Origin of the sequence: Anaerocolumna sp. MB42-C2 (genome assembly GCF_030913705.1) — a bacterium.
Classification (GTDB): domain Bacteria; phylum Bacillota; class Clostridia; order Lachnospirales; family Lachnospiraceae; genus Anaerocolumna.
The window spans coordinates 2,641,076-2,663,337 of the sequence record NZ_CP133190.1 but is presented as its reverse complement, the minus strand read 5'-3'; the positions used below and the strand labels follow the sequence as shown (position 1 = coordinate 2,663,337).

Genomic DNA, 22,262 nt, shown 5'->3' with positions numbered 1-22,262 from the left:
ACGTTACAAAGATAAGCAGTGATATATAGATCACGACTTCTCATAATAGATAAGGTGTGCCGGCAAGTTACGCAGCAAAGGAGACAACATATGGACTTTATCACATTCGAAAACGTAGAAAGAGACTATCACATCGGCGGAAACATCATCAAAGCGGTGGACGGTGTCAGTTTTGAACTTAACAAAGGCACATTCAATGTGGTGCTCGGACAGAGCGGCGCGGGAAAAACCACGGTACTTAATCTGCTTGGCGGCATGGATTCGCCCACCGCCGGCCGGATATCGGTTAACGGGTATGAGGTTTCCGGTATGTCAGAGAGGGAGCTTACCGACTATCGAAGGACGCAGATCGGTTTTGTGTTCCAGTTTTACAACCTGGTGCCTAACCTGACTGCATTAGAAAATGTGCAGCTCGCCGAGGAGATTTGTGCCGACCCGCTTGACGCCAGGGAAATGCTGCAGCGAGTCGGGCTTGAAAAGCGGATGGACAATTTCCCAAGCCAGATGTCCGGTGGTGAACAGCAGCGTGTTTCCATCGCCCGGGCTCTGGCGAAGAATCCACAGATTGTACTGTGTGACGAACCGACCGGTGCTTTGGATTCCGAGACCGGCCGAAAGGTGCTGCGTCTGATCCGAGACGTGGCAAGGGATCTTGGCAAAACCGTAATCATCGTTACCCACAACGCGCCGATTGCCGAGATGGCACAGACGGTGTTACATATGCGGGACGGCAAAATTGCCGAAATAGAATTACATGAGCATCCCAAAGATGTGGAGGAAATCGTATGGTGAGGGGTGCATTGCTCAAAAAATCCCTGCGTGATATGCAAAAAGCGAAAGCGCAGTTTATTTCCATCTTTATTATGGCAACACTTGCCATATCTATAATGACAGGCCTTGACTGTATTTGGTTTACTGTCTGGAACCACACGAATACCATGTATGACTCAACGAACCTATCAGACCTGTGGGTGACCGTACAGAATCCCTCGGAGCAGGATCTCTGGGGAATACATAGGATCTCTGGGGTTAAGCAGGTAGAGAAGCGTTTCTCTGCCGAAGCCGATACCAAACTGCCCGGAAAACCCACACTGCATGTCTATGCGTTGAATGATGGCAGTACTCTGGACCAGCCTGAGATGCAGGAGGGACGGTTTAGGAAAAGCGGCGGCGGGGCGGTATTAGATAGTGAATTTGCAAAAGCCCATAATCTGAAAGTCGGAGATACTATTTCGATAAAACTAAATGGCATATGGCTGTCTCTTCCCATAGACGGGCTGGCATTGAACAGTGAGCATGTCTATGCAGTAAAAAATACTGCAGTTATTATCCCGGATCCCATGCTTTATGGTTTTGTAGTGGTTCATACCAGTGCGCTTAAGAGTGTTTACGGTCAGAAAGTCTACAACCAAATCAGTGTGAAAACGGAACCTGGGACTGATCTTACTCAGGTGGTGCAAAAGGTGGATGCAGTAATTGGCCATAAGATGATAGGCACCACCTTGCAGAAGGATAACACCAGCGTCAGCAGTGTTAATGGCCGCATACAGCAGTTCAAAACACTTTCTTTTGTATTTCCCACTCTGTTCTTTCTGGTAACGGCTCTGATTACTCAAAGTACCATGTTACGACTGGTAGAAAGTCAACGTACACAAATCGGGATTCTGAAAGCGATGGGATACAGCAAGATAAGTATCCTTTGGCATTACACCTCTTATGGTGTTATAATCGGTCTGATGGGCTCAATTTCCGGTCTTTTGCTCGGCCCCAATCTGTTCGGCAGGGTTTTGGTCCCTCGGTTAAAACTTACGCTAAACAGTTACAGTCTTCACATTAATTACTGGAACTTCGCGGCATCATTCTTTCTTATCCTGTTATGTACGGGCGGTGTTTCCTTTTATGCCTGCTGGAAACTTCAGGGGGATACTCCTGCAGTGCTTCTAAGAGATAAACCGCCTAAAAAAGGTGCGCATATTTTTCTGGAAGCTTTCCCATCCCTTTGGGGGAAGATGAAGTTCAGTGATAAACTGATTGTACGGAACACCCTGAAAAACAAAGGACGTCTTGTCATGAGTACCATTGGTGTCATGGGCTGTGTCAGTGTAATAATTGCCGCTCTGACCGTAAGAAGTACCATATCCGGAATTACTGACCAGATGTATGGAAACACATTCACCTATGATCAGAAAGTTCTTGTTGACACAGAGAAAGCAGATTCTCGTTATCTTAAAAACCTGGGACTAAATGGCATCACCCAGCAAATACAGGAATCTGCCATAGAGGTGATCTGCCCGAATGGTAAACAGAAAATGGAACCCATCACTATTACCACTGAAAACAGCCCTTTGATTCACATGTCTGATGTTAGCGGGAATCCTATCTCTTTACCGGAAAATGGAGTGTTAATGACCCGGAAATTATGTGATAATCTTGGTATAAAGCAAGGAGACAGTATTCGGATCAAACGTTCAGGAGGGGATTATATATCAGTGCAGGTACTTCAGGTAGCCTATATGGCCTCCGGTCAGGGAATCTACATGAGCGACAGTTACTGGAAGGCCCTGGGCGAAACCTTTTCGCCGACAGCCCTGCTTATACAATGGAACGGCCCTCCGGATCAAAAATTTCTGGGAAGTGATGCGGTAGTAGATTCGGCAACCCGTGAAAGCCAGCAATCCGGCTTATCCTCAAGTATGCAGGTGGTGAACTTCGCAGTAGTGGCGTTGATTGTAATGGGTGCATCATTGGCTTTTGTGGTGCTGTATAACACCAGCATTCTTAATTTTGTCGAACGGATCAGGGACCTTGCTACCCTGCGGGTCCTTGGTTTCCATCATGGAAAAATCCGAAACCTGGTGCTGATCGAAAATTATTTTTCTGTACTGCTTGGGACGTTAACCGGCATCCCTGTGGGACGGTTTATATCCTGGGTAATCGCCAGTAGCCTGGATGAACGTATGGATCTTCCGGGGAATATTACATTGCCCGATGTATTGATTGCAACCGTTATGACCCTGTGTTTCGCCTGGATTACCAATAGCATCGTAGCCAGAAAGATGAAACAGATTGATATGCTTGAAGCGCTGAAAAGCGTTGAATAATAATAGATGGAGGCTTATCTCATGAATAAATGGATTACTACCCACAAAAAATCGGTATTAGCAGGGACTGGTGTGCTTGTCATACTCGCTGTCTTACTGGGGATTTTTTATTATCAGAAAAACAATACCTCTGCACAAGAGACCATGGACATCGGGGATTCGGCTAATCAGGCGGCGGAGATCGATGCGTGGGGTGAGGTAAAATATACACATATGGAGGATATCAGTATCGACTTTCTGTCTGTAGTAACAGATATACTGGTAAAGGAGGGAGAAAGGGTCACACTTGGCCAGCCGCTTGTAACGCTGGATCTCTCCGAATATAATGGAAATGTAGAGAAACTGAATCAACAGCTTACCGCCGGTCAGGCAGCTTTGCCCGCTGCAAAGCAGGGCATTACTGCGCTGCAGGCCGATATAAAGCAGCTGCAAGAACAGATCGCCCGTAAGACCCAAGAGTATAATAGCGGTACGAATGTGGATCTAAAGCTGCTTCAGAGTTCATTGAATCTGGCAAGAAAGCAGCTGGCTACCGCAAAGAGTGATCTGAAACAACATCAATTAAAGTATAATAACGACACGAATGCAGATCTGAAATTGCTGCAGAATTCCCTTGATTTGGCAAATAAAGAGCTTAAGACCGCAAAGAATGACCTTTATGAGTTCCAGTCATTGTATGATGCCGGAGCTATTTCAAAAGACGAACTGGATCAGTACACGAATGCACTGGATCAGAGACAGAAAGCCGTAAAGGATATAAAGTATAACCTTGAGAAAACGAAAACCGCTTTAAAAGACGAGATAGACATGTATGAGGATGCACTGGATCAGAGACAGAAGGCTGTAAACGACATACAGGACAACATTCAGAAAACGAAAACTGCCTTAAAAGACGAACTGGACCAGTTGAATGTTTCATTGAAATCCAAGCAAGTGCAGCTTACCCAGGTCAAGCACGGAAATACTGCCAATATCACCAAGCAACAGAGTGGAATTGGAGCAACGCAGGTGGATTTGGACTCGCTTACGGCAAAGACCGCAAAAGAGTATATCAAAGGCAATCAGATCGTTTCTAATATAAAAAATGGCATTGTGCTAAATATTATGGTCAGTGATGCATCTCATCTCGGAGCACAGGGCATGCCCACACAGGTTTTACAAATTATTGATGGGGACTCTCTTACCGTCAGTGCAGAGGTTGATGAGGAATTTATCAGTAATGTGGAAGTAGGTGAAACAGTGAAAATTGTTCCAATCTCAGTACCGGATGTTTCACTCACCGGAACCGTTACGCAGATTCCCAGTCTCGCCGTGGAAAAGGACGGGAAACGTGTTATCCGCGTTCTGGTGAAACCGGACGATCCGGATAACCTGCTGAAACCGGGATATACTGCCGATGTATATTTTAAAAAATAGCTTATAAAGACTTTGTTTTAAAAAATCTAACAATAGATATAAGGAGGTATCCGGATGAATAAAGTTTGTACGTTTTTGGTTTTAACAGTTTTAGTTATATTTTTTACTCCGGTACATATTCATGCCAGTGAAGTTGATAGTAACGTAGATGGTAATGTTGAGAAGGAAGCTGGTGCTGTGAATGAATCTGTCAATGAAGTTGCAAGTGAAGCTACCTATGATAATAACAGCCAAAATAAAGGAACGCTTAAGTTTGAAGAGATAGAAAATAAAATTTTGGAGAGTAATCCGGCAGTCTTAATTAACAAAAATGCAATTAGTGCCATGGATGAAGATTATAAGCAGATTAAGAATACCCAGGATGACCTGGAAGATGACAGAGATGATCTGGAGGATGCCATTGATATGATGGATCTCCAAATAAAAAAATTGCAGCAGGATAGAGCCAGCCTGGAAACCAGAATTGATGGAGATCAGGATCTGATAAACCACATCAAATCAAACTATGATGCCCTCATTGGTATTTATCAATATAACAAAGACAGTCTTGTTGACAGCAGAAAAACTTTAAGAAAGCAGCAGTTTTCTTTGGATGATCAGGCAGAAGATCTGGATGATGCCACAAATAAATTAAGGGTTCAGTCAAAAATGTCCGCTTGTCAGCTGGTTTTTACAGCACAAAACCTTTATATTACTTATAATGTATTACGGAATAAGGAAACGGATTTAGTAAATCAGACAGAATTAATGAAGAAACAGCTTGAGGTCGCCAGACTGCAGGAGGTTTTAGGTAAAATAACGAAAACAGAGATAACTTCTATGGAACTTAAGATCAGCGATCTGCAAATAGGTTTAAATGATTTACAGACACAAAAAAAAGCGGTTCTTGGTGAATTTAACCTTATGTTAGGCAATAATTATGATTTTGAATTAACTTTAGATACTGAATTAAAACCTGTGTATGAGAATTTTAATGAAAACAATTATAATATGGATTTAGAGAGTGTACTTGAAAATAATTATTCTATAGCATTACAAACTCTAGAACGGGAAACCAAACAAAGATTGCTCAACCGGTCAGGCGGTAGTGATACCCAAAGCGAAGAGGCAGCTAAATATAACCTGGAAAATGAGAATATAAAGCTGGATGAGACAAAACGGGATGTGTCCTTTTCTTTTAATAAAGTTTATGAAGAGGTACTCAGTAAAAAAACATCATTTGAACAGGAAAACAAGAAACTGGAACAGGCAGGCACGAATAGAAGTTATGCAATCATGAAACATGAGCTTGGCAAGATTTCGGATCTGGAGCTGGAGAATGAAAATTCATTATATCAAAGTCAGGAGATAAATACCCATGTGGCGGAACATGAATTTATCCGCTCTTACTTAAAGTATGACTGGATGAAAAAAGGATTAACCTTTTAAAGGAATATTTCTTCCATCTGCAGGATTACAAACAATAATAAATAATATGTAATATCGAAAAAAGATATGTCGAAAACTTTCTGTGCAAAGGATTCCGACATATCTTTTATTTATTGTTTATATATTGAAACTGTCTGATCTTAAGCAGAAAAATCACTGTAATGTCGATTAAATTAGCTTTGTCATTTTTATAAGTTAGGTACGTAATAAATATAATTTCATAGTGTATAATTTGAAATATTATCCATAAAGTGATATATTTATACTACATATATTACCAATACTGGGAAGTTGGGCGATGAGTATGGGACCTTATATGAAAATGCGAAGTTATATGATATCGAATTAATAATAAATCAAGATAAAAAATTAATATTAACTGAAATAAAAAAAACAGAAAATTTTTATAATTTGTTATGGAAATAATTTGTAAATGGTGTAGTATGTCAAAAAGGAGAATTGTTATGAATAAGAAGTATGAAAAGGCAATTGATACAGAAAATAATATATATATGAAAACGAGAGGGAACCTCTCTGTGCCTAAAACCGAATCGACAGGCTGGAAACAATTTGATAAGGCGATAGATTGGTTATGTTATGGAACGGAAAATATCTTAGATTTTGGTTGTGGAAACGGAAGCTTATTATTTTTATGTGCTATTAGGGGAACAAAAAAGCACTATGGAATTGATTTAGCAAGTGAAGGAATCTCTTGTGCCAAAATGCGAGCAAATATGATGGAAAAAGGTGAATATCAATTTAAGAATGGAAGTACAGAACTAATACGTGAGTTAAAAGACAAAAGTATGGATGGAATTATTCTGTCAAATATTATAGACAATATGTATCCGGATGATGTAAGAGAACTCCTTACTGAATGCAAACGAATTTTAACAGATAAAGGAAGAGTATTAGTTAAACTGAATCCATTTATTACGAAAGAACAAATAATAGAATGGAACATGAAAGAACTTGATAAAGACCTTTATGATGATGGATTTATATTATGGAATAGACCGACGGATGAATGGAGGGGTGAATTAAATTCTATATTTACTATTAATGATGAATATGAATTTCTAATACCAGAAGCTGAACAAGTAAATAGAATATTTTTATTAACTAATTGATAAAGCATAATACGATAACTATTGACTTTAGCATCTGAGCAAAATTTAATTGATAAGTTCTTTTTATATATTAAAAAGGCTGGTCGGGTATCTTAATCATAGGTGGAACTACTGTACTGGCAGTTGGTGCAATTAATATATGGAATAAGAATTAGGAAGGGAAAAATACATAATTCAACGAAAAACATTTTTGGAATAAATATATATAGTCCCATGTAGTATCCTCTTATAAATTCAAAATATATTCATATTTTTGGAGAAAAATAAATGAGTAATAAAAACAAGGAAGAAATTATATTTGAGAGAGAAGATGATATGTGGAAAGCAGCAAGTAAAAGGGATGTTGTGTCATTTAAAGAGCTGGTTTCTGATGATGCTATTATGATATGTAGCGGGTATAGATGTCTTGGCGTTGAATACGCAGAATATATTAAGGATTTTTGCATAAATGGATATGAAATAAAAAATAAAGAGGTTATTTTTTCAAGTGAAGAAGCTGTCCAGATACATTATGTTATTGATGTAAAAGCTGAATTACCAGAAGCAGCTGATTTTGGTTTCCATTATATTTATGAAGTAAAACAAAAAACATAGGCAACTTTGAATTTGACGAACAGTTTAGGATTAAGAGTTTATTATTATAGGAGGATTAAATGGTTAGTTCAATTGTGCTTCCCACGTTAGAAACAAATCGGCTTGCTCTACTTCCGTGGAAATTGGAATATGCTGAGGATATGCTTATATTTGCCTCAAACGAGAATGTTATTAATGCAGCGGGTGGTTGGAAGCGTATTACTGATGTTAAGAAAGCAAGAGAAAAAATAGAAAATTGGATTAAAAGAAATTCAGATGAATGGGCAATTGCGTTAAAAATTAATAATAGCAATAAAATAATAGGCTCAATTGGCATGCACAAAAATAAATTTAAGGATTATAACTTTTCATTTGATTTTGGTTATTTAATTGCAGAAGAATTTTGGGGGCAAGGAATTGCTACTGAAGCCGTCCAAAAATTGATGCAATATGCTTTTATGGGATTGCAATGCGATGTAATGACTGTTTATCACAAGGCTTTTAATAATCAATCCAAAAGAGTAATTGAAAAGTGTAAATTTAAGTTTCGGGGAATATATCCGAGACATAGTCAAGATAATCCAGATTCAAATGCCTGCTATTTCTTAACTCGGGAAGATTATCTTGATTTATATAATGTTTCAGAACAAGATTTGGAAGATGTAAACATAAGAGATATTCTCATAAAGTATGATCAGCAAAAACCAACGACCCGAAGCGGTAAACCTCAGCAACAAACACAGCATATCAAGGGTAGTCCCTATAGTATAGATAATCCTGTCAGAAGGATTGATAACATATCATATATAAAGGAACCTACAGGATATTTATGTGGACAATCATGTGTGGCGATGCTTGCTGGTGTATCTGTTTGTGAAGTTATAAAAGTAATCGGTACGGACAAGGGTACCAATAAACAGGATTTGAAGAAATGTCTCGACTATTACGGTATCCGCTATGCCCCAAAATCAATGAGATATGATCCGAAGGTTCCTTTACCGGATTTATGTGTAATAAGAATGGTATTGCCGGGATATGGACATTGGGGAATATATTACAAAGGTATTTATTATGATCCTGAATTTGGCATTTTAAAAGAATGCCCATCTCAAGCAAAGATTTTTCAAGTATGGGAGATATACACTTGATGTATAGTATGAGATAGAATTACACCTTTTTTTCATTTGCATGCAAAGAGCTAATAGAAATACCGCACAAAATGAGCAAACAATGAAGTTTGATACTTCGTTATTTTAGTATATTCAACTTCCCATAGTTTATAACGGATAGGCTTTTTCATAGATAAATAAGAAAGGATAAGATGATTTGTGGTAAGGAATGATAAATCATTTGGAGATATTATGTTTAGAAATATGGATAAAGGAGACATCAATTTTGCAAATGAAATGTTACATAAAATCAACACGTGTGCAGTAGAGGTTTTTAATGAATCTTATAGAAACGGTAATATATATCAAAGCTATGTATTTGAAAGTATAACTAATAGAGGGATTTTTATTATAATTCGAGCAGTTGATTATTTTTCTATACAGTTATCTTTTGAGAAAGATATTTGTAATTATAAAATAATTCAATTTATAGATGAAAAATATCATTCAATAATAAAAGAGAGGCAAGATAGAGATATTTATGTCAATATAAATGCGGCTAATGCGATATTAAATAATTATTTTTCAGATTTATCTTTGGAGCGAGATTCCTATGGTTTTGAATTTTATATCAGTTCAGATTTTGATACTGTGAAAGAGTTAGAAAATTATTCAATGAGGAAAGATATGCAAATAAAAGAATTTGAAGATAAATATGCGCTAGATTATTTACATCTATTGGATGATGCTTTTAGGGCACAACAAATGGAATGTAATGAAGAACAGGATGGTTATTGTAAAAATAGTGAAGAAAAAAGCAAATGGTTAAAGAATTTAAGTGTAAATCATGGTTTTCATTCTTTTTGGGTTGCGAATCAATTAGTAGGTGTTGGAATTGTTGATGATAATTATATCGATACAATTGCAATACATCCTCAATATGAAAGAAAAGGATATGGAAGCGAAATCTTAAAGTACTATATTAACAATTTATTGTGTAGCCATAAGTTTAGTGAATTATATTTAGTTACATATTATCAAAACAGAAAAGCTCAAAGACTGTACTTAAAAAATGGGTTTAAAGTAAGAGGCTTCTATAGCGAGAATACTTTTAATGGGTGTGATGTATAAGAAAAATCATAAGCCTGTAAATTAAACATGAGTACAACTGGATGGTTATCCCTCTGAGATTCCCATTATTTATTTAGCATTTATTTTTAAGAGAAGCAAAAAAATACATTTTTTTATATAATTGGAGGATATGAAAGTGAGAAAAATAGTATATTATATACCCACAATTATCTTTTCGTTTTTTTACAGCCTAGTAGTTATCGGTGGCGGTATTAGTATTATTTCACCTGTTGCAGCTGTGTGGCTGGTTCTGTTTTTAACAAGTGGTATTCTTTTGAGCAAAAATATTTTTTGGGGTAGTTTGTTGGGTGCTTTACCTGCAATTCATATGATTTATATGGGAACCCAAGAAACAGGACAAATTATCAATGAAATACCAATCGGGATTATTGTTCTAGTATTTTATATTATTTGTGGCAGCTTTGTATTCTTTAAGAATAAGAAAAAAGTGTAATAAATATAATGAATTGTCAGACAGAGTTTGTATAATGAGCAAACTGAAAAGCTAACGCAACTTCTTATCATTTATTAATGATGTGCTTTATTGAAATATAGATTCCCAGTTTGTGGGTAGGCAGCAGTGGATTTAATTTATATGTAAAATCATACTTACCGGAGGATGACAAGAATGATTTCATATTTTAAAGCGACAATACTCTGCTTCTAAAAGTAAATTATGTTCAAAGCTTACTGGAGTTTTTATATAATAGGAGAAAATTATGCTAAAGGAAAAAATTATTAATATACTTCCGTCGTGTTGTGATATTGGATTTTTAAATATCTCGGATTGTACATTAAAGGAACAAAATATCATAAAAGATTTTTATTCAAGAACCAGGACTATTATAGTATTGGCTCATCATATTACCACATCATTAGAATGGGTTTGGTATCCACATGAAGCAGAACGTAATAATAACACTTGCGGGGCAGTTTTATTAAGAATTATTCATTTATTAAATTGTCTGGTACTAGACCGCTTAATTTCTCTATCCTCACTTTTTTGCTGTCATAAGATGGAATATTATAAGGTATAATATGCTGCACATAAATTGGTTTCAATAGTTTTGAAACAAAAACTTTCCACTATTGCATTCCCAATACCAAAAAATCAAGGGTTTCGGAGTTTATTAAAACTCTGAAACCCTTGATTCTTCTATATGCAGTCGAAGGGACTTGAACCCTCACCCAGTTTACCCGGACTAGAACCTGAATCTAGCGCGTATGCCAATTCCGCCACGACTGCAAAATTAGTAACGTATTTATTTTACTACAAAATAATAAAAAGTCAAGTAAAATATGTCTGAAACAGCGAACAAAAAAAGGTATTAAGGGCAATAAGAAAATGATTAAAAAATTAATGTAAACTATTTCCTGAATATAATAAACTGATTGATTAAATCAATGGTTACCAGGAGGTTTATATTATTTTCTCAAATTAGTTTATATTATTTTCTCAAATTAGTACTTGACTTTCGTTAGGGACAGTATTAAAATTACAGATGTATTCCTCGATAGCTCAATGGTAGAGCACACGGCTGTTAACCGTGGGGTTGTTGGTTCGAGCCCAACTCGGGGAGTTTTTTTATGCAATAATTTATAACATGAAGTACCATAGTGACTGCTATAGTTTTTGTTTAATAATAAAAGTGAATTGCCAGCATAATAGTAAAACGGAATGTTAGAAATTTTAGATTCTAAACTTTATTAAAAGTTTAATGGGAAGTTTTAATTTGGGTATTGCTTTTTTATAAATAAATTGATATAATATAATTCGTTCGCTGGACAACAGCCAGCGTATAGAATGACAAATTAATGATGTTAATTAAATATTTTTGTCGTCTTATAATTATATGCAGTCGTGGCGGAATTGGCATACGCGCTAGACTAAGGATCTAGTGAGCATTGCGCTCGTACGGGTTCAAGTCCCGTCGACTGCATCTTAAAACCTTTGATTATTCAAGGGTTTTATTTTTTTGTGTTGCATTTCGTGTTGCATTTTTAGTAGCAAGAAGAGATTAAGGGGCAGCTATAATCCTCCAACAGCGATCACTAAAATAGAGGCAGGATTAGCCACAGATGGGGACAGGGGACCAAAAACAACCGAAGCAGTGAAAGCGCTCAATAACAAAGTGCCTTTTTTATAGTTAACATCCATGAGATAATGACTCCAAACTCAAACTAAATAATCTAGAGTTTTTCAAGTTTTTCAACTTGAACTTAACTCGGTAAGGAGTATAGTTTCTATGGATGAAGTTACTTTAGTCAAAACAAGGTTCCGTAAGGAACAATGGGAAAAACTAATTCTTGAATGCCAAAAGAGCGGCATGAATGTCGAGGATTGGTGTGCTAAGCATGATGTCACAAAACATGCTTATTACTACTGGCTTCGTAAGTTACGTGAAGAAACTTGTGAAAATCTCCCGACAGTTACAGAAGAAAGTAATCCGGTTCCTTTTAAAAAGCTTGAAGTTACGGCACCTGTTCCAAATACGTTAGCTGCTGTCATTATACATTTACCTTCTGCTACGGTTGAAGTCAGGGAAGGAACCAGTAGGCAGACTGTTGAAGCAGTGCTTCTTGCTCTGCGAAATATATGTTAGGCGATATCACAGTTGCTAAGGAAATCTACATCGCTTATGGTTATACTGATATGCGTAAGTCCATTGATGGACTTGCTGCCATTGTCCAAGAACAGTTTCATCTGGATCCATTTTCAAAATGTCTCTTCCTTTTTTGCGGAAAGCGTAGGAACCGTATGAAAGCTCTTATGTGGGAAAGTGATGGTTTTGTTCTTCTATACAAACGATTAGAAAACGGCAACTTCAAATGGCCACGTCGTGAAACAGAAGTCCGCCCCATTAGCTGGCAGGAATTCAGGTGGTTAATGGAGGGACTAGAAATAGAGCAAAAAGGTGCAATTAAACCGGCACTTCCAGGTGCGTTTTGTTAGTGATGAATATAACTTAAAACCGCATATTTGCTGGATTTCTGACATGTTTTATGGTATAATTACCTTATCAAAAACGATAAGGACTTAGTATAAATATGAATCAAAAAGATGCTTATATAGATCACCTTGAAAATACAATAAAGAATCTGCAAACCCAGGTGGACAACCTTACTGAGATGGTGTTACTACTCCGCAAAGAAAAGTTTGGTTCTTCTAGCGAGAAAACTCCTAAGGATGAAATCGATGGACAGATTTCTCTTTTTAATGAAGCGGAAATAGAAGCGGATTCTTCCATCCATGAACCAATCAAAAAGAAAGTAGATGGATATACACGAGTTCATTCTAAGTCCAAACGCGAAGAACTAATCAAAGACCTTCCTGTTAGAGAAATCCTTTGTGAATCTTCGAAAGAAGATATGCATTGCCTTCAGTGTGATACGGAGCTTAAGCCGATCGGCAAGGAAACTGTCCGTGAGGAGTTGGAATACATCCCGGCCAAGCTTCAAATCGTTCGTTATGTCAGAATGGCTTATGAATGTCCTAAGTGCAAGCGCACAGATCATCCTTATATTCAGAAGGCAGATACACCTACTTCATTAATGAATCATTCTCTTGCCTCTCCAAGTTCGGTTGCAAATGTAATGTATCAAAAGTATGTAAACAGTGTTCCCCTTTATCGTCAGGAAAAAGACTGGGAACATCTTGGCATCTCCCTATCAAGGGCAACGATGGCTAACTGGGTAATCCGGTGTTCAGAGGATTATCTTCTTCCAATAATAGAACATCTTCGAAAGGAACTGCTCACTAGAGATATCGTTCACTGTGACGAGACTCCGGTACAGGTCTTAAAGGAAGAAGGTAAGAAGCCACAGACAAAATCATATATGTGGCTATACCGTACCGGAAACGATGATAAGGAACCGGTCATTCTTTATGACTACCAGCCCTCCAGAAATGGTGACCACGCAGCAACCTTTTTGAAAGATTTCAAAGGATATGTGCATTCGGATGGTTACTAAGGATACAATAAACTGTCCGATGTTATAAGGTGTGGCTGCTGGGCTCATCTGAGACGAAAATTCGTCGAAGCAATCCCTGGCAAGAAAGCAAATGATGCTCATCTTACCAATGCAGAAATCGGAAGAGACTACTGCAATCAACTTTTTAAGATGGAAGAAGCCCTGAAAGATTTCACCCCTGAAGAAAGATACCATAAGCGTCTTGAATTGGAAAAGCCAGTTCTTGAGGCCTTTTGGTGCTGGCTCGAAAATTTGAATGTCTTAAATGGTTCAGCTCTTGGAAAGGCGGTAACCTATGCCCAAAACCAAAAGAAATATATGGAGAATTATCTTCTTGACGGAAGATGTTCTTTATCAAACAATGCAGCTGAAAATGCCATTCGTCCTTTTACAGTCGGACGTAAGAACTGGCTGTTTGCAGATACCCCGAAAGGAGCTTCTGCATCAGCGGCTGTATATAGTATCATCGAGACTGTTAAAGCAAATGGTCTTAATGTATATACCTATCTTGAATATCTGCTTTTATATATGCCAGACACAGATTGGCGTAATCATCCTGAGGAACTGGATGTATTAATGCCGTGGTCCGAAAATGTAAAAACAGTATGTGGCAAGTAACTATGGATCGGTATTATAACTGGTCCTTTAATTTTATACAAGGCACTTTATTATTAAGCGCTTACGAAGCAGTGAATAGGTTCACGAAATTAAATAAATGGAGTGCTAATGGTAAGCTGGGGGCTACGGCTCTTAAAGCATTACTATCATGATAAAAACCCCCGGGCCTAAAAGTCCGGGGGGATTAGATTGTTTATAATATTTTTAGTAGGAATCTAAAGCTGTTCCTGTTTTATTATCAATAACAGATATATTACATGTTCTATCTTTAGGATCTATTAAATTTAAAGCTTGTACTATATCACTGATGGACGTAACTGCAATAACGGTTCCAAACCCGTCAAAACTGCTTTCATATTTTTCTTTGTGGTATTTCTCAGTGTATTCCTCAATTGTAGTATCATCGAAAATTAAAGCTCTATAAATAACATCTACAGTTTTTTCATTTACTGTAACCTTACAAGTATAATACTTTTCATTTATTGCTGCAGTAATATTTGCAGTAAACTAAAATCCCCATGCACAATAGGGTTAGCGCATGGGGTTCATCAAGATCGATCTTATACTGGGGAGCATATAGACCGTTATCAATATTACCATAAATTACAATAGTATTCAACATAAATCTTCATGATATATACAATGTGATATTTACAATACTAAAAAGACCCATTTATTGAGGATGTACGGGGCCGCATTTTGGATGCTAAGCGTGTTGCATTTCGTGTTTGGATTGCAGCCAGTATAGATATAAAGCTTTTCAGGAATATACGTATCCAAAAAATTTAACCTGTTCATTTAATATCTGATTCTATGACTGAATCAGATATCTTAAATCCTCTGAATTATTACTGTTCCTATCCTCATTGTATAAGATACATTGTATGTATTTAACTTCGGATAGCATTGTTCTCTCAGTGGGCAGAAAAAATCGATATTGATTAAGGATAAAAACAGATAATATATGATTAAAAATTGTTCATTTTTTATAATGGTTATTATAAGATATATGAAATTATAAGGTAAAATGTATATTTCAGAAAGGTTAAAAAATAAAAACATGTAAAAAAATACTGATAATTTACTTTTAACGGGGGAAAAGGTAGACTGTAAATACGAGATATGCAATGAGCCGAAGAGCAATACAATAAAAGTGCTTTAGCAGTTAGCAAAGGTTTGCCTGGCAGATTGAGTGTTGCATATTGAGAAAAGCTGACATGTCAGAAAGCTTGTTGTTTATATTAAATCTATAGGCAATTGCGAAACTAAATAGTTTTTTGAATATGCCATACAATTGATACGAATTTCAGAGCTTCAGTTGCCTTCCGGGCAAGATTCAGCTCTGAAATTGTATTAATTGCATGACATATAGTACAGTATGTGAGTTTTGCAATTATCCAATTAAATCTAATCAGGAGGAGAGAGGGTATTATGAAGAAAAGGCATAGAAAGCTTGTGAAAACAGTCGTAGCTTTGCTTCTGTGTACAGTATTGGGATTAATGACAGGATGCAGTAAGAATGTCCAGACAGGAAATATTGAAAGCAATAAGAATTCGGTAAAAGAACAGACAGGTGACACACAGGAAATGCAGCAGACAAGTGATGCTGCCAAGCTTAGGAGATTGGCTCCGGAGGGAGAAACTATAACACTAAAGGCATGGAGGCCTACGCATACTACAATCGGAACCCGGATTGAAAGCTGGGAAGATGCTTTGTTTGAAAAATGGTTGGAAAAACAGACAGGTATTCATATCGAATGGCTTACGCCTGTAGGTGGTACAGAGGCAGATAATCTTGCGGTTATTATAAGCTCAGGAGAATATCCGGATCTGTTTTTTGACGCAGGTTTAGTTTACAGCACAGGTGCTTACGGACTGTTAAAGGAAGGGGTGGTAATAGATATCGCAAAGTATCTGGACAAGCTCCCCAATTATTCGGCACAGCTGAACAAAAGTGATCTGCGAAAAAAGGAAAGCTACTCCGACGATGGTAATATGGCAGCCTTTTACCGCTTCAACAAAACAGATAAGCCGGATACCACCTGGTATGGAATTCTGATGCGCAAGGATTGTTTGGATAAGGTCGGAATTGAAGTACCAAAGACATATGATCAGTGGTACAGCGTATTAACTGCTTTTAAAAACCAGCTTGGAATTGAAAAGCCTTATCTTCTGAATTCAACCGGGTTCCCGAAGCTTGATATGTTTACGGGAGGACTGGGATTCGGTTATATGAATTATGGCGGAAATACACAGCCCTTTTATCAGGTGGATGGAAAGATACATTATGCACCCCTGGAGGACGGCTTTAAGAAATATCTGCAGATGATGAACCGGTGGTATAGTGAGGGTCTGATTGATCAGGATTTTTTATCTTTAAGCTCTATGAATGCGGAGATGACTTCTTATTCTGATCCGCAGACAGGTTCCATGGTAGCACCACTTTCTATGGGAGATGTAATAAAACAATTAAATACTGATGAAAATGCAGAATATGTGGCAGTGCCGAATCCGGTGGTGACGGAAGGAGATAAACTTCACATAGGAGCATCAGGCTCACCAGTCAGCGCGGGCATTCAGGTCAGCAGTAAATGCACAAATCTGGATTTGGCTCTGCAGTGGTGCGATTTATTTTATTCTGAAGATGTCATTGATACCAGTAATTTTGGACCGGATGACACCTATTATACAAAGGCGGCAGATGGGACATATCATTTTAACGATCAGGTATTTAGCAATCCGGATGGATTTGCGGCTCTTGATATGATTTATTCAATTGCCGATTATCCCTGCATTGTGGAAAACGACAGAACCATTGGAGATGATAAGCTAATTGAAGAGGGTAAGATGTACGATGAACAAAACGATAATTCTTATGTCATCAGTAGTGCTCTGACACTGACTGATGAGGAGACGGAAACCTATAATTCCATTATGTCCAATATAATCGATTATGTTGAAGAAATGCAGGTAAAATATATTATGGGTATAGAATCCTTTAATAACTACGACACATTTGTTCAGAAAATAAAGGACATGAATATAGATGGAGCTATGGCAGCATACCAGGCTGCTTTGGAACGCTATAACGCCCGATAGGAAAACAGCTGCAAAACCTGAGGGGCTTTGCAGCATCAATAAAAACAAGGAGCATTTCTTTTATGAAGGATCTGATTACAAACTATAGACAGCATAAAATGTTGTATTGGATGATTTTGCCGGTGATATTGTTTTTTATCGTTTTTAACTATGTGCCCATGGCCGGCATTATCATGGCTTTTCAGGATTATTCGCCCCAGGCAGGTATTTTCGGAAGCAAGTGGATCGGTCTTAATAATTTCATAGAATTTTTTAAAAGCCCCAATTTTATCAGGGTAACAAAAAATACTCTTTTATTAAGTTTTTGGGATCTTTTATTTAATTTTCCGGCACCAATTATTTTAGCACTGTTACTAAATGAAATACACGGAAAATTCTATAAAAAAGTGGTGCAGACTATCAGTTATCTGCCGTATTTTCTATCAATTGCCATTGTATGCGGTTTGATAAGGGATTTTACTGCGGCAAACGGCCCAATTACGATAGCGCTGGCATCTATTATTGGAAAAAAAGGGACGTTGTTGGGAATGCCTGATATGTTCCGGCCTATTTTTATTTCAACCAATATATGGCAGACGATGGGTTATGGCAGTATTATTTATTTAGCAGCGCTGTCTCAGGTTGATGAGGAGCAATACGAGGCGGCAACCATTGACGGAGCAGGCCATTGGAAGCAATGCCTGTATGTTACAATACCAGGTATTGCTTCGACAATTATTATCATGCTGATTCTAAGAATCGGTCAGCTGCTTTCCGTTAATTTTGAAAAGGTGCTGCTTTTATATAACAGTGCGGTTTATGAAACGGCGGATGTAATATCCACATATATATACAGACAGGGTATCTTAAACCATGACTATGGATACAGTACAGCGGTCGGATTGTTTAATTCTGTTATCGGGATGATACTGATTCTGGGTGCAAATAACATCAGCAGGAAATATTCTGAGACCAGCCTGTTTTAAAGGAGGAAAATTGTATGAAAAGAAAAGTGAAGCTTTCCAGGAGGCTTTTTATAATGGCAGACTATTTATTACTGCTGTTGATTGCTGTTTTATGCCTGGTTCCAATGTGGCATACGGTCTGTGCCTCCTTTTCTTCACCCCGGGACCTAGCTTCAAACAGGAGTCTGTTACTTTGGCCGGTCGGAACTGTCACGCTAAAGGGCTACCAGATTGTTTTTGCCAATTCATCAATATGGAAAAGTTATTTTAATACGGTTATATATGTAGTAGGAGGAACAGCGCTTGGCATAGCCATGACTTCTGTAGGAGCCTTTGTTCTGTCACAGAAATATTTTAGCCCAAGAAATGCAATTATGCTGTTTGTTTCTTTTACAATGCTTTTTAATGGAGGAATGATACCCAATTATATACTGATACAGAAACTTGGTATGCTGAACAGCCGGCTTGCTATTATTCTTCCGACGGCAGTTAATGTATTTAATCTTATAATTTTGCGAACATCTTTTCAGGGAATACCAGATTCTTTAGAGGAATCGGCAAAGCTGGACGGAGCCAATGATATGGATGTTTTTCTGAAAATCATCCTTCCGCTTTCGAAAGCCTCTATTGCTGTCATTGTATTGTTTATCTCTGTAATGCATTGGAATTCCTGGTTTCCGGCTTCATTATATCTAACGGAAAGGGCGAAATTCCCTTTGCAGATTATTTTAAGGGAAATACTAATTGACGGAAATACTAATATGACATCGGGTGGAGCGAATGCAGCTATCAGCATTTATAAAAGTTTAATAAAGTATTGCACCGTAGTTATTAGTACACTGCCCATATTGGCAATTTATCCATTTATACAAAAATATTTTACAAAAGGCGTCATGATTGGCGCTATTAAGGGATAGGAGGTTTTTTTATGGCTCTATTAAATATTCATACATTTTCAAAAATAATCAGTTCACAAAGCCGATTTATGGTTATTTATCCTGAGCATTCTAAAAGCGAGGAGGTGCCGGTATTGTATCTTCTTCACGGTGGAATGGAGGACTGTATGGCTTGGATTAGCAATACAGGAATCGAACGTTATGCTATGAAAAAAGAGATTGCGGTAGTAATGCCCTCCGCAGGACCCAGCCGTTGGCTGAATATGTCTCAGGGACCAGCTTATGGTGATTATGTGATAGAGGAATTACCCCAGACACTTAGACGTTTCTTTCCGAGGTTATCAATAAAAAGGGAGAAGACCTATATCGGTGGCTTGTCTATGGGAGGCGGCGGGGCACTTGAACTTGCCATGATGTATCCGGAAAGGTTTGCCAAGGTATGTGTTCTTTCCACCAGCTCAGTGATACCACTGGAGCACTTAAGGCAGCCGCAGGGATATCCGGCGCCCCCGGGAGGAAATGGAGCCCCTAGTCTTCCTATGATTCATCTGGGTGTGGAGGATCCGGATATGCTGGTTGGAACCCGGTATGATGTCCTTCACCAATCTCTTCAGAATATTAAAGACGGGAAAGCACTACCACATATATTCCATGCAATCGGAACGGAAGATCATGGCTTTGAGGTAGGCTTGGCACTGCGAAAGCATTTTTTATCCATAAAGAATAACCCGTACCATTATGAATTCCATACGGAACCTGCACCCCATGACTGGTCTTTCTGGGATAAGTGGATTCAGGTTTTTATAGAGCACATACAATAAACAAAGAAAGAGGTGGACAATTTGGCTTTTATACAAATGGACTATTATTCAAAAGCATTGACACGAAGCACAGATGTGGCTGTCATTCTTCCGGAGAACAATACGGAAAATGGTTTGTATCCGGTTTTGTGGCTTTTACACGGAGCTATGGGTAACTATGGAGACTGGTGGAGATTTACTTCCGTAGAGTTGTATGCGGAACAGTATGGAATAGCGGTGGTCATGCCATCTGCAGATAACAGCTTTTATGCCAACATATCGACTGGGCGGTATTTTGATTTTGTTGCAAATGAGCTGTTTTATGATCTTGCCGGAATGTTTCCCTTTGACACTGCAAGAAAGAAGAATATCGTGGGGGGCTTATCTATGGGAGGCCATGGCGCATATAAATTTGGACTGACAAAGCCGGAACAATATGGAGGAGTGGGAATATTCTCAGCCGGAAATTTTATTGATTTGGGAGATCCGCCCGCGGGGATTCTGGCAGAGCTGAATATGAGAATATTTGGTACAACCCATGTAAAGGATTTGGAAGGAAGCGAGCATGACATCCTGAATCTGGCAAGGAAAGCAGCGGAACGAAAAGGAGAGCTTCCTGCACTTTTTGTGTGTTGTGGTACGGAGGATCGTGCTTTTGACAGTGCAAAAACCACATATAACTACCTAACGGAGCTTGGTTTTCAGGGAGAATGGCATCAGGATACAGGAAAGCATGATATGTATTTCTGGGGGAAAATGCTTCCTGCAATGATGGAATGGTGCAAAAGGACAGTAGAATCCTGATCTTTAAAGGAATGCTTAATTAGGTAGAATTGAGAGAAAATAGATGAGCAAGGATAAAATATGGAACAGACAGTTCACAATTCTTTTTATGATGAACTTTATTTTGAACATAAGCTTTTATATGGTATCCACCACGTTGTCAAAGTATCTGGTTGCTCTTGGCATGTCGGTTACTGTGGCCGGAACTATTATAGGTGCAATGCCCATGGCATCCATGCTGATACGTCCGGTAAGCGGGTGGATATGTGACCATTTCAGTAAAAAAAAGCTTCTACTTTTATTTTTGGCTGTAAATTGTTTTTGTGTTGCAGGATATGGTATGGTACAATCGGATATATCATATATGGCATTAAGAATTCTTCACGGATTATCTTTTGGAATTACGACTACAGCTGTAGTGGCATATATTGCACAATTTATACCCTCAAAGCGTATGGGGGAGGGTCTGGGTTATTTTGGACTGACGCAGACTCTTGCAATGGCAGTAGGTCCATTCATTGGACTTGTATTGTCAAAAAAAGCAGGAAGTATCGTAATGTTTTACTCTGCTGGCTTTTGCGTATTTCTGTCATTGCTGTCGGCTTTGTTTTTAGATGATCAGCAGCCTGTGAAAGCGGCAGAGAGCCTTCGATTGAAGGCTAAGGATTTTTTTATGAAGGAAGTGGTAATTTATTGCATCCTTACTTTTACGCTTTCTTCTGTTAACGGTATCGAAAGCAGCTATATCACCTTATATGGAAAACAGGTGGGGATGGAGGATATTGGATGGTATTTCACATTAAGTGCCATAATACTTCTATTTTCCCGTATATGGTGTGGAAGACTGGTGGATAAAAAGGGGCTGGCAGCTGTTTTGTATCCAGGTATCGCAGCTGTTGTAGGTGCACTCTTTCTTCTAAGCTTAGTACCGGAGGGAAATAAGGCCTTACTTTTTGCGGCAGCCTCCGTACTTAAGGCATTGGGAACAGGAGCAATTCAGCCGGCACTTCAGGCAGCGGCACTCCAGTCTGTTCCCTCTGACAGACGAGGAGCGGCAACCAGTACTTTCTATGTGGGGACAGATCTTGGACAGGCTTCCTCACCGGTGATTGCGGCTGGTTTAATTGATACAAAAGGGTATCCCTTTATGTTTCGTATTTATGTTATCCCTATTTTTTTCGCAGGAGTGCTGTATGGATTGATTACAAAAAGAAAAAAGAAGGCGCTTTCACAGAGATGAAAAGGAAAAGGGGAGCAATTGC

Annotated in this window: 18 protein-coding genes, 3 tRNA genes and 1 pseudogene; 21 read left to right on the top strand and 1 reads right to left on the bottom strand. The window is 38.2% G+C overall.

Annotation, left to right across the window (positions count from 1 at the left end; all coding sequences use genetic code 11):
* Positions 1–90 precede the first annotated feature (90 nt).
* The 10 genes from RBU59_RS11650 to RBU59_RS11605 all read left to right on the top strand — a co-directional run bounded on the left by RBU59_RS11650 (position 91) and on the right by RBU59_RS11605 (position 10,925).
* Positions 91–792 (top strand): ABC transporter ATP-binding protein, encoded by a 702-nt coding sequence (locus RBU59_RS11650; protein WP_308148034.1) that lies wholly within the window; start codon positions 91–93, stop codon positions 790–792.
* Positions 786–3,101 (top strand): ABC transporter permease, encoded by a 2,316-nt coding sequence (locus RBU59_RS11645; protein ID WP_308148033.1) that lies wholly within the window; start codon positions 786–788, stop codon positions 3,099–3,101. The genes RBU59_RS11650 and RBU59_RS11645 overlap by 7 nt, the downstream gene beginning before the upstream one ends.
* A 21-nt stretch (positions 3,102–3,122) precedes the next feature.
* Positions 3,123–4,517 (top strand): HlyD family secretion protein, encoded by a 1,395-nt coding sequence (locus tag RBU59_RS11640; protein WP_308148032.1) that lies wholly within the window; start codon positions 3,123–3,125, stop codon positions 4,515–4,517.
* 54 nt (positions 4,518–4,571) lie between these two features.
* Positions 4,572–5,945, top strand: coding sequence for a TolC family protein (locus RBU59_RS11635; RefSeq protein WP_308148031.1), 1,374 nt, complete (start codon positions 4,572–4,574; stop codon positions 5,943–5,945).
* 464 nt (positions 5,946–6,409) lie between these two features.
* The gene (locus tag RBU59_RS11630; RefSeq protein ID WP_308148030.1) at positions 6,410–7,075 is read left to right on the top strand and encodes a class I SAM-dependent methyltransferase; all 666 of its coding nucleotides are present in this window, start codon (positions 6,410–6,412) and stop codon (positions 7,073–7,075) included.
* Between the two features lie 267 nt (positions 7,076–7,342).
* Complete coding sequence (locus RBU59_RS11625; protein WP_308148029.1) at positions 7,343–7,669, top strand: hypothetical protein; 327 nt, start codon at positions 7,343–7,345, stop codon at positions 7,667–7,669.
* Between the two features lie 59 nt (positions 7,670–7,728).
* Positions 7,729–8,796 carry a GNAT family N-acetyltransferase gene (locus RBU59_RS11620; RefSeq protein WP_308148028.1) on the top strand — a complete coding sequence of 356 codons (1,068 nt, stop codon included), beginning with the start codon at positions 7,729–7,731 and terminating at the stop codon, positions 8,794–8,796.
* Positions 8,797–9,009: 213 nt separating this feature from the next.
* Positions 9,010–9,888 (top strand): GNAT family N-acetyltransferase, encoded by an 879-nt coding sequence (locus RBU59_RS11615; RefSeq protein WP_308148027.1) that lies wholly within the window; start codon positions 9,010–9,012, stop codon positions 9,886–9,888.
* A 136-nt stretch (positions 9,889–10,024) separates the two neighbouring features.
* Positions 10,025–10,342 (top strand): hypothetical protein, encoded by a 318-nt coding sequence (locus tag RBU59_RS11610; RefSeq protein WP_308148026.1) that lies wholly within the window; start codon positions 10,025–10,027, stop codon positions 10,340–10,342.
* Positions 10,343–10,607: 265 nt separating this feature from the next.
* Positions 10,608–10,925 (top strand): hypothetical protein, encoded by a 318-nt coding sequence (locus RBU59_RS11605; protein ID WP_308148025.1) that lies wholly within the window; start codon positions 10,608–10,610, stop codon positions 10,923–10,925.
* A gap of 124 nt (positions 10,926–11,049) precedes the next feature.
* Here RBU59_RS11605 and RBU59_RS11600 read toward each other — a convergent pair.
* Positions 11,050–11,134 (bottom strand) — tRNA-Leu (locus RBU59_RS11600).
* 262 nt (positions 11,135–11,396) lie between these two features.
* On the opposite strand from RBU59_RS11600, the gene RBU59_RS11595 reads away from it, so the two are divergent.
* From RBU59_RS11595 to RBU59_RS11545, 11 genes and pseudogenes are all read left to right on the top strand, one after another.
* Positions 11,397–11,468, top strand: a tRNA-Asn gene (locus RBU59_RS11595).
* Positions 11,469–11,743: 275 nt separating this feature from the next.
* Positions 11,744–11,828, top strand: a tRNA-Leu gene (locus tag RBU59_RS11590).
* A 306-nt stretch (positions 11,829–12,134) separates the two neighbouring features.
* Positions 12,135–12,491: an IS66 family insertion sequence element accessory protein TnpA gene (gene tnpA, locus RBU59_RS11585; RefSeq protein WP_308148024.1), complete on the top strand. Its 357-nt coding sequence runs from the start codon at positions 12,135–12,137 to the stop codon at positions 12,489–12,491.
* A complete protein-coding gene (tnpB, locus tag RBU59_RS11580; protein ID WP_308148023.1) occupies positions 12,485–12,841 on the top strand; it encodes an IS66 family insertion sequence element accessory protein TnpB in 357 nt (118 codons plus the stop codon). The genes tnpA and tnpB overlap by 7 nt, the downstream gene beginning before the upstream one ends.
* A 95-nt stretch (positions 12,842–12,936) precedes the next feature.
* Positions 12,937–14,478, top strand: a pseudogene (gene tnpC, locus RBU59_RS11575) (IS66 family transposase).
* Between the two features lie 1,431 nt (positions 14,479–15,909).
* Positions 15,910–17,577, top strand: a complete 1,668-nt coding sequence (locus tag RBU59_RS11570; protein WP_308148022.1) for an extracellular solute-binding protein — start codon at positions 15,910–15,912, stop codon at positions 17,575–17,577.
* Positions 17,578–17,639: 62 nt separating this feature from the next.
* Positions 17,640–18,542 carry an ABC transporter permease gene (locus RBU59_RS11565; RefSeq protein ID WP_308148021.1) on the top strand — a complete coding sequence of 301 codons (903 nt, stop codon included), beginning with the start codon at positions 17,640–17,642 and terminating at the stop codon, positions 18,540–18,542.
* A 14-nt stretch (positions 18,543–18,556) separates the two neighbouring features.
* On the top strand, positions 18,557–19,438 hold the full coding sequence (locus tag RBU59_RS11560; protein ID WP_308148020.1) for a carbohydrate ABC transporter permease: 882 nt from the start codon (positions 18,557–18,559) through the stop codon (positions 19,436–19,438).
* An 11-nt stretch (positions 19,439–19,449) separates the two neighbouring features.
* Positions 19,450–20,238, top strand: coding sequence for an alpha/beta hydrolase (locus RBU59_RS11555; protein WP_308148019.1), 789 nt, complete (start codon positions 19,450–19,452; stop codon positions 20,236–20,238).
* A gap of 21 nt (positions 20,239–20,259) precedes the next feature.
* The gene (locus RBU59_RS11550; RefSeq protein ID WP_308148018.1) at positions 20,260–21,021 is read left to right on the top strand and encodes an alpha/beta hydrolase; all 762 of its coding nucleotides are present in this window, start codon (positions 20,260–20,262) and stop codon (positions 21,019–21,021) included.
* Positions 21,022–21,064: 43 nt separating this feature from the next.
* The gene (locus tag RBU59_RS11545) at positions 21,065–22,240 is read left to right on the top strand and encodes an MFS transporter (RefSeq protein WP_308148017.1); all 1,176 of its coding nucleotides are present in this window, start codon (positions 21,065–21,067) and stop codon (positions 22,238–22,240) included.
* The last annotated feature ends 22 nt before the right edge of the window (positions 22,241–22,262 follow it).

Bases quoted from the DNA above. Each gene is read 5' to 3' on its own strand.
- RBU59_RS11625 (WP_308148029.1), top strand. From the start codon at position 7,343: ATGAGTAATAAAAACAAGGAAGAAATTATATTTGAGAGAGAAGATGAT.
- RBU59_RS11560 (WP_308148020.1), top strand. From the start codon at position 18,557: ATGAAAAGAAAAGTGAAGCTTTCCAGGAGGCTTTTTATAATGGCAGAC.
- RBU59_RS11630 (WP_308148030.1), top strand. From the start codon at position 6,410: ATGAATAAGAAGTATGAAAAGGCAATTGATACAGAAAATAATATATAT.
- RBU59_RS11645 (WP_308148033.1), top strand. From the start codon at position 786: ATGGTGAGGGGTGCATTGCTCAAAAAATCCCTGCGTGATATGCAAAAA.
- RBU59_RS11640 (WP_308148032.1), top strand. From the start codon at position 3,123: ATGAATAAATGGATTACTACCCACAAAAAATCGGTATTAGCAGGGACT.
- RBU59_RS11565 (WP_308148021.1), top strand. From the start codon at position 17,640: ATGAAGGATCTGATTACAAACTATAGACAGCATAAAATGTTGTATTGG.
- RBU59_RS11620 (WP_308148028.1), top strand. From the start codon at position 7,729: ATGGTTAGTTCAATTGTGCTTCCCACGTTAGAAACAAATCGGCTTGCT.
- tnpB (WP_308148023.1), top strand. From the start codon at position 12,485: ATGTTAGGCGATATCACAGTTGCTAAGGAAATCTACATCGCTTATGGT.
- RBU59_RS11615 (WP_308148027.1), top strand. From the start codon at position 9,010: ATGTTTAGAAATATGGATAAAGGAGACATCAATTTTGCAAATGAAATG.
- RBU59_RS11605 (WP_308148025.1), top strand. From the start codon at position 10,608: ATGCTAAAGGAAAAAATTATTAATATACTTCCGTCGTGTTGTGATATT.
- tnpA (WP_308148024.1), top strand. From the start codon at position 12,135: ATGGATGAAGTTACTTTAGTCAAAACAAGGTTCCGTAAGGAACAATGG.
- RBU59_RS11650 (WP_308148034.1), top strand. From the start codon at position 91: ATGGACTTTATCACATTCGAAAACGTAGAAAGAGACTATCACATCGGC.
- RBU59_RS11545 (WP_308148017.1), top strand. From the start codon at position 21,065: ATGAGCAAGGATAAAATATGGAACAGACAGTTCACAATTCTTTTTATG.
- RBU59_RS11555 (WP_308148019.1), top strand. From the start codon at position 19,450: ATGGCTCTATTAAATATTCATACATTTTCAAAAATAATCAGTTCACAA.
- RBU59_RS11635 (WP_308148031.1), top strand. From the start codon at position 4,572: ATGAATAAAGTTTGTACGTTTTTGGTTTTAACAGTTTTAGTTATATTT.
- RBU59_RS11570 (WP_308148022.1), top strand. From the start codon at position 15,910: ATGAAGAAAAGGCATAGAAAGCTTGTGAAAACAGTCGTAGCTTTGCTT.